At 34.8% G+C, this 13,514-nt stretch carries 13 protein-coding genes; 7 read left to right on the top strand and 6 right to left on the bottom strand.

Annotated elements, in window-relative coordinates:
* Window positions 1–188 precede the first annotated feature (188 nt).
* The 4 genes from JMUB898_RS12625 to JMUB898_RS01145 all read left to right on the top strand — a co-directional run bounded on the left by JMUB898_RS12625 (window position 189) and on the right by JMUB898_RS01145 (window position 5,164).
* On the top strand, window positions 189–365 hold the full coding sequence (locus tag JMUB898_RS12625) for a hypothetical protein (RefSeq protein WP_002444666.1): 177 nt from the start codon (window positions 189–191) through the stop codon (window positions 363–365).
* 215 nt (window positions 366–580) lie between these two features.
* Window positions 581–3,337 carry an MMPL family transporter gene (locus tag JMUB898_RS01155; RefSeq protein ID WP_095323432.1) on the top strand — a complete coding sequence of 919 codons (2,757 nt, stop codon included), beginning with the start codon at window positions 581–583 and terminating at the stop codon, window positions 3,335–3,337.
* Between the two features lie 23 nt (window positions 3,338–3,360).
* Complete coding sequence (locus JMUB898_RS01150) at window positions 3,361–4,299, top strand: glycine betaine ABC transporter substrate-binding protein (protein WP_002444670.1); 939 nt, start codon at window positions 3,361–3,363, stop codon at window positions 4,297–4,299.
* 289 nt (window positions 4,300–4,588) lie between these two features.
* A complete protein-coding gene (locus tag JMUB898_RS01145) occupies window positions 4,589–5,164 on the top strand; it encodes a TetR/AcrR family transcriptional regulator (RefSeq protein WP_126501878.1) in 576 nt (191 codons plus the stop codon).
* A gap of 71 nt (window positions 5,165–5,235) precedes the next feature.
* Here JMUB898_RS01145 and JMUB898_RS01140 read toward each other — a convergent pair whose 3' ends face one another.
* Window positions 5,236–5,919, bottom strand: coding sequence for a type 1 glutamine amidotransferase domain-containing protein (locus tag JMUB898_RS01140; protein WP_002444674.1), 684 nt, complete (start codon window positions 5,917–5,919; stop codon window positions 5,236–5,238).
* A 17-nt stretch (window positions 5,920–5,936) separates the two neighbouring features.
* On the bottom strand, window positions 5,937–6,938 hold the full coding sequence (locus JMUB898_RS01135) for an NADP-dependent oxidoreductase (RefSeq protein ID WP_172594639.1): 1,002 nt from the start codon (window positions 6,936–6,938) through the stop codon (window positions 5,937–5,939).
* Between the two features lie 407 nt (window positions 6,939–7,345).
* Here JMUB898_RS01135 and JMUB898_RS01130 point away from each other — a divergent pair, with 407 nt between their 5' ends.
* Window positions 7,346–8,398, top strand: coding sequence for an LLM class flavin-dependent oxidoreductase (locus JMUB898_RS01130; protein WP_002444680.1), 1,053 nt, complete (start codon window positions 7,346–7,348; stop codon window positions 8,396–8,398).
* 13 nt (window positions 8,399–8,411) lie between these two features.
* Window positions 8,412–8,768: a hypothetical protein gene (locus tag JMUB898_RS01125; RefSeq protein WP_002444682.1), complete on the top strand. Its 357-nt coding sequence runs from the start codon at window positions 8,412–8,414 to the stop codon at window positions 8,766–8,768.
* Between the two features lie 128 nt (window positions 8,769–8,896).
* On the opposite strand, the gene JMUB898_RS01120 is transcribed toward JMUB898_RS01125, so the two are convergent.
* Window positions 8,897–9,376 carry a peptide-methionine (S)-S-oxide reductase gene (locus tag JMUB898_RS01120; RefSeq protein WP_095323434.1) on the bottom strand — a complete coding sequence of 160 codons (480 nt, stop codon included), beginning with the start codon at window positions 9,374–9,376 and terminating at the stop codon, window positions 8,897–8,899.
* A gap of 317 nt (window positions 9,377–9,693) precedes the next feature.
* Here JMUB898_RS01120 and JMUB898_RS01115 point away from each other — a divergent pair, with 317 nt between their 5' ends.
* On the top strand, window positions 9,694–10,068 hold the full coding sequence (locus JMUB898_RS01115) for an LPXTG cell wall anchor domain-containing protein (RefSeq protein WP_037541746.1): 375 nt from the start codon (window positions 9,694–9,696) through the stop codon (window positions 10,066–10,068).
* Window positions 10,069–10,213: 145 nt separating this feature from the next.
* On the opposite strand, the gene JMUB898_RS01110 is transcribed toward JMUB898_RS01115, so the two are convergent.
* The 3 genes from JMUB898_RS01110 to gtfA form a co-directional block, all read right to left on the bottom strand.
* Window positions 10,214–10,561 (bottom strand): membrane protein, encoded by a 348-nt coding sequence (locus JMUB898_RS01110; protein ID WP_037541747.1) that lies wholly within the window; start codon window positions 10,559–10,561, stop codon window positions 10,214–10,216.
* Window positions 10,562–10,658: 97 nt separating this feature from the next.
* Complete coding sequence (gene gtfB / locus JMUB898_RS01105; RefSeq protein WP_002444689.1) at window positions 10,659–11,996, bottom strand: accessory Sec system glycosylation chaperone GtfB; 1,338 nt, start codon at window positions 11,994–11,996, stop codon at window positions 10,659–10,661.
* On the bottom strand, window positions 11,989–13,497 hold the full coding sequence (gtfA, locus tag JMUB898_RS01100; RefSeq protein ID WP_002444691.1) for an accessory Sec system glycosyltransferase GtfA: 1,509 nt from the start codon (window positions 13,495–13,497) through the stop codon (window positions 11,989–11,991). The genes gtfB and gtfA overlap by 8 nt, the downstream gene beginning before the upstream one ends.
* Window positions 13,498–13,514 lie beyond the last annotated feature (17 nt).

Raw genomic sequence — 13,514 nt, 5'->3', positions numbered from 1 at the left:
CGGGAATAAGCAAATGAAATCGTAAAATATGAAACTCATCGACAAAGTAAAATTGTTGAAGCAAAGAAGTAAGCAAACCCTCGTTAATCAAAGAGAAGTATTGGCATATCAGTCAGTCTAATCTTCAAAAGATATTATCTATATTTTATTCAACCACTCATCTACGAATCACTCTAGGAGGTTTACCTATGTTGGTTATTTCTATCATTTTAACTGTTCTTGGTTTATCGCTCATATTAGTTAGTCTCATTGTCTCAAAATCTGATTCACTCGATTTAAGAGAGAAAATCTATTTACCTGGTTTATGTCTTTTATTAATAGGATTTCTTTGTTTGATTGGTCATTTCGTTAATTCTTCGCTATAAAATCATTATTTTCCCAAAAAATTCACAACAATTCTGACTATCTGTTGCATTTTTCCACACCTTGCACTAAATAGTGGTGTTTAGGGCTTTGCAAAATTGTTAAATTAGTATATGTAACTTTCAAACATCTTCATTTTTCGCACTCAAATTGCGTTAAAATATTTTAGAATTTCACACTCTGTTGCAAAAATTATTCACAAATAGGAGGAAATGTCTTGGCAAAAGTTTTATACAAATTAGGCAAATTTATTGCTAAGAACAAATGGGTCAGTATTGTGGCGTGGCTAATTGTTCTAGGCGTAATCATTACACCACTCATGATTAACTCACCTAAATTTGATAATGACATTACAATGAATGGCCTAAAATCATTAGACACAAATGATAAAATTTCTAAAGAATTTCATCAGGATAGTCAAAAAGCCTCGATGAAAATTGTGTTCCATTCCGATAAGAAGAATGGCATCACAGATAAAGATACGAAAAAAGATATTGAAAAAGCGCTTGATCATATCAAACAGGATGACGATTACGTACAAAACGTAAGCAATCCTTATGAATCTCATCAAATTAACGATGATAAAGATACTGCAATTGCAACCGTTAACTATGTAGTTAACCAAACAGCCTTGCAAGATTCTTCTAAAAAAACGATTGATAAAGAATTAGATGATGTCAAAGCAGATCATAACCTTCAAATTGAGCAAACTCAAGGTGGCTCAATGAACTCTGAAGTCGGTGGCACATCTGAAATTGTAGGTATTGTCACTGCATTTATCATCTTACTAATCACATTCGGTTCGCTTATCGCTGCAGGTATGCCGATTGTGAGTGCAATTATTGGTTTGAGTTCAAGTGTTGGAATTATTTCTTTACTTACATTCGTATTCGACATTCCAAACTTTACACTCACGTTAGCAGTCATGATTGGACTCGCTGTTGGTATCGACTACTCCTTATTTATACTGTTTAGATATAAGGAAGTTCGTAAACGTGGTTTAGAACCTATTGAGGCTATTGCTACAGCCGTTGGTACTGCAGGCAGTGCCGTTATTTTCGCAGGGGTAACAGTGATGATTGCAGTATGTGGTCTATCACTCGTAGGCATTGACTTCCTAGCAATTATGGGATTCGCTTCTGCGATTAGTGTGTTATTTGCCGTATTAGCTGCATTGACACTCTTACCTGCACTAATCAGTGTGTTCCATAAGCGCATCAAGATTAAAGATAAACCTGAAAAAAGTAAAGATCCAAAAGATCATCCATGGGCTAAGTTCGTTGTAGGTAAGCCTGTAATTGCAATTGTTATCAGTTTACTTATTCTAATTGCTGCAGCACTTCCTATAAGTGGAATGCGTTTAGGTATTCCAGACGACAGCCTTAAAGCTAATAATACGTCAGCACATAAAGCATATAACTTAATCACAGACAACTTCGGTGCGGGCTATAATGGTCAAATTGTAATGCTCGTAAATACGAAAGATGGCGGCAGTAAAAAGGATATTCAACAAGACTTAAATAATATCAAAGATGATATTAAAGATATGGACAATGTAGACAAAGTGGCGACTCCGCAACTTAATGATAATCAACACTATGCGTTAATTTCTGTGATTCCTGAAGATGGTCCAAATGCACAATCTACAAATCATTTAGTTTACGATTTACGTGACTATAATAAAACGGCCAAAGAAAAATATGACTTCAATACAGAAATTTCAGGACAAAGTGTAATCAACATTGATATGTCTGAAAAGCTTAACGAAGCGATTCCAGTATTCGCAGGTGTTATCGTACTCTTAGCATTTGTACTACTTGTCTTTGTATTCCGTTCAATCTTAGTACCATTGAAAGCTGTACTCGGGTTCGTCTTATCCCTATTAGCGACACTCGGATTTACAACACTCGTCATGCAAGATGGCTTCTTAGGAGGCTTGTTCGGCGTTGAAAATACTGGTCCGTTATTAGCATTCCTACCAGTTATCACTATTGGCCTTCTCTTCGGTCTAGCAATTGACTACGAGCTATTCTTGATGACACGCGTCCACGAAGAATATAGTAAAACAGGTGATAATGATCACTCCATTCGCGTAGGTATCAAAGAAAGTGGCCCAGTTATCGTTGCTGCAGCGTTAATTATGTTCAGCGTATTTATTGCTTTCGTCTTCCAAGAAGATTCAGCAATTAAATCAATGGGTATTTCACTCGCGTTCGGTGTCCTCTTCGATGCATTTATCGTACGTATGACATTGATTCCTGCACTTACTAAATTATTCGGTAAAGGCTCTTGGTACATTCCTAAATGGTTAGGTAGCGTCTTACCTAAGATTGATATTGAAGGTAAAGCTTTAGATCAAGATCATTCAAATACGAAGGGTACTGCTGAAGACACGCAATATGGTGATCATCATGGGGAAAGTTATAGACATGACGCTCATCGCTACAATGATGATAAACGTTATGATTATCGTCACAGTGACAACCATACAGACTTTCATAATGAGAGTGAAGACTATCCTCGATATGTCCGCCTGGATGATGGTCGTCGTAGCTATCGTGAAGATCATTTTCCGGAAAATGATTCGCAATATCGTAGATCAGAGTATGGAGATTCAAACATCAATAATCAATCACGCAACCATCGAAATCAAGTAGATTATGAGTCTATGTATACTCAAGACAATCACCATTATCGTCGAGAAGATACGCATGAAAGATATGACCGTCAACCTCAACATGATGAAGCATATCGTCGTAACCAAGAGAAACCGCATCATTCAGATAGGGAATCTCGCACGACTGATTTATTTAAACAATTATCTAATGAATCAAATGACCAAGATATGTTATTTAATGCATTAATGTTATACGCTCGAGAAAATAACAAAACTATTTATAACGACTATCAACATCGCTCTAATGAAAGATATGACGAACATGTCGATAAAGGTAGAGACAATGACAGAGACTAAAACTAAGAAGGAGGAAACGCCGAATGTTCAAGAAAAGTAGTTTCAAAGTATTAGGACTACTTGCCACTCTCGCCTTAGCTATTGTGCTAAGCGCGTGTGGTAATGGTGGTAGCGGATCATCGGATGATGGGAATACATCTCTAGGTAAAAAAGAAGTCACTATTCCTTATATCGCAAGCGACAATTCTACGCCACGTTCTCTAGTGATTGCGGAAGTACTTAAGAAAGCTGGATACGATGTGACAACGACACCTGTTCAAGCGAGTGGACCACTATACGCATCTGTGTCTCAAGATTCGGATTCATTCCACGCTTCAGGTATCTTTCCATCAACAGACAAAAGCTTTTACAACAAATTCAAAAGTCAATTAACAGTTTATGATAAAAAGAACTTAGTAGATAATGTAAAAGTTGGTTTAGCTGTCCCTAAATATGAAAGAAATATTGATTCAATTTCAGATTTAAATAGTAGTAAAAGTTTTGGTAAATCTGTAGATTGGACGATTCAAGGTACAGACGATAGAAATGGCGTGATGAAACAAACTAAAAGTGAACTAGACGATGGTCAATTAGATCAATATCGTTTGCATAAGTCATCTGACCAAGATCAATTTAAAGCGATTCAAAAAGCTTATAAACAACAAAAGCCTATCGTCTTCACGGCTATGGAACCAAGCTGGTTCTCCAAAGAGCTCGATATCAAAATGTTAAAAGATCCTGAAAAAATTTATGGTAAAGATGATGAACATATTAACTTAGTGTTCAATAAAGGCTTCCAAAAAAATCATCCTGCGGCGTATACGATTGCTACACGCATCTCTGACAATTGGAGTAAAGATGATGAAGAACAATTAGCGAAGAAAATCTTTAAAGATAATAAAAATCCTGAAGATGTTGCCAAAGATTATGTCGATGACCATGAAACAAAAGTTGATAAATGGTTAAAAGGTATTGATCATTAAGTATGTAGTATAAAGTCAATGTATTGAGACTAGAATATTAATCCAAAAGTATAGCTCTAAGATGATTTCTAATGAGGATGTGCACCACTATAGGTTGGACTACAATCTAACTTTGAGAGGTACAGCACACTAAAGAAATTTTCTTAGAGCTTATTTTATAATGAATGTGTTAAATGAAGATATTCAATGACATTTATATTTGGTAAAAGCAATTCAACTATGATAAATTAACGTATATTCTGTGTCGTGAAGTATCCTTTAAGAGAGAATAATAAAAGGAGAAATGTATATGCCCACATCAACTCAAAAACGTATGATTCGACATATTAACCAGACAGTTTTCGAACTTTTATATGACTATCATTTTGATGAAATGACTGTTCAAAAAATTTGTGAAGTTGCCGAGATTAATCGTAGTACCTTTTATCGTTATTTCCAAGATAAATATGATTTACTCTATTCCCTACCTCAATATATGACTGGCGAAATTATGACAGATTCAAATGAAGCGCCACAAATTAAAACTTCTGAATCTTTTAAGGCTTTTATCTATTATATAGAACAACATAAGAAGGTATTTAAGCATTTGCTTGTATCTTCCAGACAAGTTGATGTTTTCAGAAGTTTAACACGTGCAAGCCGTGAAATGATGTTATATGGCGTAAAGAATAATCATGATAATCCCCTTGCATTGAAGATACGTGAAAGTAAGCACCCAGAAATTTTAGCTGATTTTTATAGCAGTGGTGTCATTGAAGTTTTAAGACGTTGGGTTGAAAATGATTACAATTACTCGGTAGATGAAATTTTCGAAACACTAAACAATACATTAGAAGCTTCACTTCAAAACTGTAAAACCAATTAAAACGAGGCATACAAAAGCACGCGTCCTTATCTTTTTAAACAGTTGATAAAGATGCGTGCTTTTACTTTTTATTATAATAGTTGTTTCCTTACCGCTTCGCCAACTTGAGACGGGGATTGCGGATTTTGACCTGTAATCACTCGACCGTCTACAACTAGTGTTGAAGTAAACGGAACTCGACCATAGCGATAAATGGCACCACGTTTTTTAATTTCGTTTTGTAAATGGAAAGGTACGATGGTATCACGTTGAGCTAGGACCTCTTCAATATTTGAGAATCCAGTTATCTTTTTATTTTGAATTAAATACGTACCGCCAGCATCTTTGACATTGAGTAGCGCTGCAATGCCATGACAAACCGCTGCTACGATTCCTCCATTTTCATAAATCTTATTCACTGCACTTTGGATGTATTTATTTTCTGGGAAATCATACATCACACCATGACCACCAGTAAAATAAATGGCATCGTATTTCTCAGGTTGCGCTTCTCTAATAGGTTGAGAATATCTTAGTAAATCCATGAAACTTTCATTTTTATAATAAGCTTTCGTTGTATTATCAAACATAAGTGGATTAAGGCTCACGGGATCGATCGGTGTATTTCCACCAGTAATATTAAACATATCAATGTCTACATTTGTATGTTTAAATGCATCATAAAAATGTACCAGTTCACTTAGCCATAGTCCTGTAGGTTCTTCTGTATTTCCAAAGTAATCTGTACTTGTATTGACTATCATAATTTTTGCCATTTATCTCACCTCTTTAATTAATCTTCCATTTTTACTACAATTTTGCCTTTTGCTCTTCCACTTTCAGAGTATTCAATGGCTTTTTGAGTTTCTTTAAAGTCGAACACCTTATCAATAATTGGTCTAATTTTTCCAGCTTCAATGAGTTCTGTGATTTCTCTTAATTGCTTACCACTTGGATGCATAAATAAAAATTCATAGTTAACGTTAAATTTTTTTGCTAAACGTTGGTATTTCAATGATGCTGCTTTTAATAAACCTTGCTTGAAAATACTTTTTTCTAATTTTTTAGCATTGCGTTCTGTTGGTAATCCAGAAATCGAAGCAATAACACCGTGTGGTTTAAGGATTTGGAATGATTTTTCTAAATTATCTCCACCAAGTGTATCGAATACACCATCAAAATCTTTTAACACTTTCGAGAAATCTTGTTCTTTATAATTAATAAATTCATCTGGATTTAATGATTTGATAAGATTTTCGCCTCTGTCACTTCCAGTTGTTGCAACATAAATCCCCATTGCTTTTGCGTATTGAATGGCAAAACTTCCTACGCCACCTGATCCAGCTTGGATGAGCACTTTATCTCCTGGCTTAGCTTTAATTACTTCGTTTAGCGCTTGATAAGATGTTAAGCCTACTAAAGGTATACTTGCCGCCTCTTCGTAAGAAAGTCCTTGAGGCATTGGAGCAATTTCTTCTGCGTTGATTGAAATATAGTCGGCAAATGTTCCAATTTTCGATTTACGTGGACGTCCATACACTTTGTCGCCTACCTTGAAGTCTGTAACATTTTCCCCTACTTCGGAAATCTCTCCTGCAAAGTCATTTCCTAATATTAATGGAAATTGATAAGACAGTAACATTTTTAAACTACCATCGCGAATTTTGAAATCGATTGGATTAATACTTGCTGCTTTAATTTTCACTCGTACTTCATTCGGGTTCATACTTGGTAATGGCATTCTTTCTAATGACACAGGACCTTTCCCATAATGATGAATAACCATCGCTTGCATATCCGTTTTCATCTTTTTCGCCTCTCTTTACTTGATTATTACATTTAATATTGAAAATGATTGCATACTTGATATTTTGAATTTTCATCAAGTGTAAGGCTAATAAGTATTCTGTACAAGAAAAGCGGTTTACTTATAGCTTTTGTTTATAAAAAAGTGCTTTTACTATAAGTGATAGCTATGAATAATCGAGTCATTGTCATAGTATTTAAACACAAAGATGACTCCACATGAAAATTGAAATTTTATCGTCAACGGTTTAAACAAAACCAATGTTGTTAAAGTAATTGATAGCGTTACTGTGCTATTCATTCGTTTCTGTATGGTTTAAATCTTTTATATTGACAAAATTGTGGGGCAAGATTAATATATACCTAGTATAAAAAATATACTAGGAGGTGTGAGTGATGAAAGTAGAATTGGGTTTAACATCATTTGCTGAAAATAGTGCCATTTACATGCCAGATGGTAAACACGAATCAATAAGTCATGCTCAACGTATAAGAGATATAGTAGAAGAGATTGAACTTGCAGATCAACTTGGATTAGATGTATATGGCTTAGGTGAACATCACCGTGAAGATTATGCAGTTTCTGATCCTGTCACTGTGTTAGGTGCAGCTGCTTCAAGAACACAACATATCAAATTATCTTCTGCAGTTACCGTCTTATCTTCAGACGATCCGGTCAGAGTATATGAAAGATTCTCAACTTTGGATGCTGTATCTAATGGTAGAGCTGAAATTATGATTGGTCGAGGTTCATTTATCGAATCTTTCCCGTTATTCGGTTATAATTTAAATGACTATGAAGAGCTATTTAATGAAAAACTTCAAATGTTGCTTAAAATTAACAAACATGAAATCATAAGTTGGGAAGGTAAATTAAGACCTAGTTTAGAAGAGACTGGCATTTACCCACGAGTGGAAAATGGCGAACTACCAATTTGGATTGCCACAGGTGGTACACCTGAATCATCACTCAGAGCCGGCGCGTTTGGCTTGCCAATTACGTATGCCATTATTGGTGGAAATCCTAGACGATTTGCACGTAATATTGAAATATATAAATCTGTTGCATTATCTTACGGACATAATCCTGAGCAATTACCTATTGGGGTGCATTCTTGGGGTTATGTTGCAGAAACAGATGAACAAGCGAAACGTGAGTTTTTCCCTTCACTTAAGGCACATCAAGATGTACTAGGTAAAGAACGAGGTTGGCCATCTTTCGATGAAAACTATTTCGAAAGAGAAATAGGCAGTCATGGTGCTATCTACTTGGGAAGCCCTGAAACAGTGGCACAAAAAATTATTGATACCATCGAAACTCTAGGTATTAACCGCTTTATGATTCATACTCCGGTAGGTTCTATGCCTCATGAGTGTGTGATGCATTCAATTCGTCTTTTTGGGGAAAAAGTTAAACCTATAGTAGATAAATATTTTGAAGATAAATAGGAGGAAATATTTTATGATTTTACGTTATGCTACAAATTTAAAACTTGCTAAAGAATTATACAATGCAAGCAAACCTAAATTACAAGGTGACCAAGGTATGGTGGATACTTTCACAAACACATTTGGTTTACCAGCTAGTTCAGTTAAATTAGCAGGTGGTGTTGAAGCAACTGCAGCTGCATTATTCGCTGCAAGTTTCTTAAATAAAAACATCTCTCGCCTAGGTTCACTTGCTACAATTTCAGTATTAAGTGTTGCAGCTTACAAACACTTTGAAGCTGGTCACGGCAAAAAAGGTGCACAACACGCACTTGACTTATTAGGCTTAGCTACTTTAAGCTTACTAGATACTTTCTCATCTAAAAGATAAGAATTGAAACATAAGACTCCCCGCTCATGCGAGGAGTCTTATTTTATATTTTAAACTTGTGATTTAAAGAAATTTTCATGTCTATTTGTGTATTTTAAATCATCTCGAAACTGCAACGAGGGTTAAATTTACTTTTTATATTTATTTAAAAGTGATTTAGGAACATGACAAAGATGCTGATCTTCAGGGTATTTATAAAGATGATCTTGATGTTCTTCAGCACTTTTAACATAATTCGTTAATGGCTTTACTTCTACCATAATACGGTCCGCATCGTTTCTATCATTGATAAATGCTTGTGCTTCGTCGAGATGCGATTGATCCTTACTATATAATCCAGTTCGATACTTTTCTCCTATATCTGGTCCTTGACGATTCAAACTATATGGATCAATGATTTCGAATAAGTACCCCATCAAATCTTTTATAGTAACTTGTTGTGGATTGAATTCTACTTTCACACATTCAGCATATCCATCATACGGTTCTTCCAAATGATTTGTAGTACCATTCGCTCTACCTGCTTCCGTCATCACAACGCCAGGTATCGTTTTGAAAAATGCTTGCGTCCCCCACAAACAACCGCCTGCAAGATAAACAATTTCCAACGTTATCACCTCTTTAGAATATTGTAACACCTAGAGCTAGAATCAAATAACAAACGTTTTCAATCATATGATTCACTATCTATTTAATACTATCATGTCATATTATATGCTTTGTTGTATGTATGAATTAACAAGTGACAACATTGTCATGGATTTGATATCTCATACACAGGAGTTTATTTATAGTATATGGTATCTTCAACTTATGCATAGAGGATATTGATTGTTTGTAAGTTTTGCTTTAAAAGTAATACTTCTTGGGAGACTTTTAATATATTTCTCTGATGTTCAGATTTTCATGTTAAGGAGAGATGGGTTTGACTCATAAATTTTTCAAATTCTTTATTAGTACGATGGCGATAATGATGGCATCTATATTTTTTATGTATAATCATTCAGTATTGGCTTCAACTAGAAATCATGACCAAGTGGTGGGTCATTTTAATCAAACATCATTGAATGATGAATCCATACATCGTGCTGTAAATGTTTCTACGGTTAATCATAATAGTGAACATAACTTAAATTCTTCTAAGTCTAGAACAACGCATGTGACTCAACCGGCATCAATGATGACACTTCCTGATACAGGTAAAAGCGTGTCTCACTCTCCTTTTATGGCTGGAATTATCGCTCTTATCCTTGGTTTAATTATATTCATTTATAAAAAGACTTCTACGAATAAACAATAGAAATGATTAAGAGGTTGGGAACTTTGTATTTTATGCTCTGGAAAACCGATTAACGGCGTCCCAAAAGCTCGTTTCTTTAGCCACATTTCTTGTTAATTTCTATAAAAAAGAGAGTTAGAACAAAAGCTCCAACTCTCTTAAATCATTATATAATCAATAACTTAATTCCTTTGACAATATTTGTTAAGAACAGCACAATAGCCCAAATAAAGAAAATCGCTGCAGCTATGAGACCAATCGTGATACCTAGACCAGCATGTGCATCGTCAAATAATGTAGGGACAACCATTATACTGAAAAAGCCTATCGCAGTAAAAACCCATGTAAATATATGGTTGAACAATGCATTTCTTGAATATGTTGAAGCAGGACGTTTAGCTACAATCCAGACGATAAGTGGAAATAACACCGGTGCAAAAAAGACGCTTAAATAACTTAAAGCTCCTAAAATATTATTTGCTTTTTCGTTATATCTTTCATCAAAGTTTTCCATTTTTTTCACCTCAGTTATATCTAAACACATCATTGTGCTCAATTTAAGTTATATCACTCATAATTACAACATTGTAAGATACGCAGCATAAAATCACTTAATTTAACGCTTCTTCTAATACTGATTTGAAGTTTACTTTAGAAATTTCATTCGCATGCACTTGCTGTGAATTTAATCTTTCGCTAAATCTGTCTTTATTTTCATCTATTTCTTTAAGCATTTGACTTAATTGTTCAACGTCTTGTACCGAACATTGATTGTCAGGAGACGTTACATTAAAATGATGCGCCGTCTCAGTATACCCAAGAATTAACATATGATGATCAAATGCTTTTCTAACAGCATTTAAAATTTCTCCACCTTCATTGATGTCTAAATAAATATCACAGTATTCATACAACTGATTTACCATATTTTGTTTAATTGCAGGATAAAGTTTGACATTTGGGCAGTCACCTAAATCCATTAGTCGTGAAGACATTTCAGTAATTGCAGCAATATGGAACTGATAATCCGTATGTTTGGTTACTAAATATTCTAAATGCGGGATTTGATCAGAATTCGTCAGCGTAAGTATATTGTTAGAATATTGATTATCTTTTTCCTTATGATACAAGTATCCCGAAGCATGAACATATCTACGTTCTTCCTCACTTAAATGGTCTATGATATGTTCATATTCATCCTTTTCAGGAATAATAACATTGAACTGTCTTTCGGTATTATTGTTAAATATTAATCTCATATTTCCTGGGACATGATTCTTAGAATGTTCTTGCCAGAATAAAATACCTTTACCCTTCGTTGGTAAATCATAGAGTGCTAAAAATGGTGTAGATAAACTATTAAATATGACTTGGTCTAAATCAATATGAATCTCTTGAAGATAAAATTTGATGAACTCCCTTTTAGATGCGAAGAAATAGGATTTTCCTTGATAATCCACGACAAAATCTTTGGTAACGAAGTTTTCATAAATCACTTCTTTACCTTCTCGGTTCATATATTTTTTAAAAATCGGTGTTCCAGCTAAATCATAGACAGTTTCTGCAAATTTAAAACCTTCTTTATTATAATGATCGACTGAACGCAAACGTTGTTTTTTATCTAACCATTCAACGAAGCTGACCACACGCGTTTTGAAGTTCTTTCTATAGAAAATCTTTCCTCTTAACTCACCCATATCGATAATTTTGGCCATTGTGCCGTCACCTTTAATTTCCCAGAAATCAGGCGTGACAACGTCATTGAAGAAAGCGGGCTTGTCATCTTCATATACTTGATACGTCGCAAAATATTGATACGGTGATGTGACTTCATCAGGTAAAAAGCCATCGTCATTCATCACAATTGTAAAGTGATTATATCCTGCAAGTTTAAGAGAGTCATGTAATTCACGTGTCTTGTTATCATAGTTTTCAAATAAATTAATCATGTAGCACCTCTTCTATCAATTGTCTCCAATGTTCTACAATATGTGATGTCTTGAAAGGTTCTGCAATGTTATATGAAATCTCGTGTGGCTGTTTTGGGCCATTTTCAAAAAATTGAACAATCTTATCAGCCATTCGATTGATGACTTCATCGATTGTTTCATAGTCTAAATCGATCGGTATGAGATAGCCGTTCTCATTATGTCGAATAAACGTAGGACTTCCATAATTCACATCAAAGCCAATCATCCCAAGTCCTGAGCCAACCGCTTCCATTAATGTAAGCCCAAACCCTTCACTTTGTGATGCTGAAACGAATAATTCATACTGATGGTAGATCTCTTGCAGATTTGTATGACCTTTCAAACGTATATAATCCTGCGCTTCATATTCTTCGATCATCTTTTCAATTTTGTTTCTTTCCGAACCTTCACCATAAATATCAAAACGAAGATGTGGTACACGTGATTTCGCCCTAATCACTGCCTTTGCAATCCAATCCACATGCTTTTCACTCGCCAACCGTGAAGCAGTCATGATTGAATAAGGACATCTAGGATGTTGTGGATACATTAAGGTATGCAGACTGCCCACTGGTATAGTTCTAATGCGAGGAACATCATGTGTGTACGTTCTAAACTGTTGAGTTAAAATTTTATTCTGTAAATCTGTAGCTGTGATGAAGAAATCAATATGTCTCGCGTTTTCAAATTGATACTCATAATAGTTATTCCATAAAATATGGGAGTTGTCGGTGGAATTTTCACTGTAGTGTTCGGCATGAACCACAATCCCTACCTTACTGTTGCCCTTATTTTGCAAAATAGCCTGACCAACATCTGTTGAACGATCAATAATCACAATATCGTTATGAGATAAATGAAGTTTTCGAATAAAATATGCGATGAATTCTTCTTTACTATATAAACGTGCATCGTCAAACACATATACATGCGCATCATCGTCGATATATTCGTTATATACAATCGAGCCATCTTCATTATAAAACTGGCGCATATAAAGTTTAGCTCTCTTCTCAAAAGGGGCATAGTATTCTGAAAATGTACGAACGTAGCTATAAAAATCTTTACGAATCAACATGCCATTAACGACAAATTCAGCACGATCGACATAGTTTTCTTCTGGATTTTTTAAATAACATGTCACAAAAGTTTGGTCATTGTTTAAATAAAGCCTTAAAACTTTTCCTTTCCTCTCGTGACGCGAAACATCATTACCTAATTCTGAAATCAAATCATCAACAGTATAAGTGGTTGGTGCAATTTTTATGTCTGTAAAATATTGATATAACCAAATCACTTCTTCATCTTTAAAACCCATATTGCTCGTTAGTGTTTGGATGTTTTCAGATTGAATAAAGTCTAGAAACACAAATTTTATTGGATAATGAAGTTGGCGAAGCAATTTAGCTCGATAGGCTTGTGCATATTCTACGCCACTACTTGCCCAACCAATGCCAAAGTTAATGTTATAAATTGTCATGCCTTTACACCTCTTTA

The organism is Staphylococcus caprae, from assembly GCF_003966625.1.
GTDB lineage: Bacteria > Bacillota > Bacilli > Staphylococcales > Staphylococcaceae > Staphylococcus > Staphylococcus caprae.
This window is presented reverse-complemented; position numbering and strand designations above follow the sequence as displayed.

What these genes read in the sequence shown, in the direction of transcription:
- JMUB898_RS12625 (WP_002444666.1), top strand. Translation starts at nt 189, where the DNA reads ATGTTGGTTATTTCTATCATTTTAACTGTTCTTGGTTTATCGCTCATA.
- JMUB898_RS01150 (WP_002444670.1), top strand. Translation starts at nt 3,361, where the DNA reads ATGTTCAAGAAAAGTAGTTTCAAAGTATTAGGACTACTTGCCACTCTC.
- JMUB898_RS01145 (WP_126501878.1), top strand. Translation starts at nt 4,589, where the DNA reads ATGCCCACATCAACTCAAAAACGTATGATTCGACATATTAACCAGACA.
- JMUB898_RS01140 (WP_002444674.1), bottom strand. Translation starts at nt 5,919, where the DNA reads ATGGCAAAAATTATGATAGTCAATACAAGTACAGATTACTTTGGAAAT.
- JMUB898_RS01135 (WP_172594639.1), bottom strand. Translation starts at nt 6,938, where the DNA reads ATGCAAGCGATGGTTATTCATCATTATGGGAAAGGTCCTGTGTCATTA.
- JMUB898_RS01130 (WP_002444680.1), top strand. Translation starts at nt 7,346, where the DNA reads ATGAAAGTAGAATTGGGTTTAACATCATTTGCTGAAAATAGTGCCATT.
- JMUB898_RS01125 (WP_002444682.1), top strand. Translation starts at nt 8,412, where the DNA reads ATGATTTTACGTTATGCTACAAATTTAAAACTTGCTAAAGAATTATAC.
- JMUB898_RS01110 (WP_037541747.1), bottom strand. Translation starts at nt 10,561, where the DNA reads ATGGAAAACTTTGATGAAAGATATAACGAAAAAGCAAATAATATTTTA.
- gtfB (WP_002444689.1), bottom strand. Translation starts at nt 11,996, where the DNA reads ATGATTAATTTATTTGAAAACTATGATAACAAGACACGTGAATTACAT.
- gtfA (WP_002444691.1), bottom strand. Translation starts at nt 13,497, where the DNA reads ATGACAATTTATAACATTAACTTTGGCATTGGTTGGGCAAGTAGTGGC.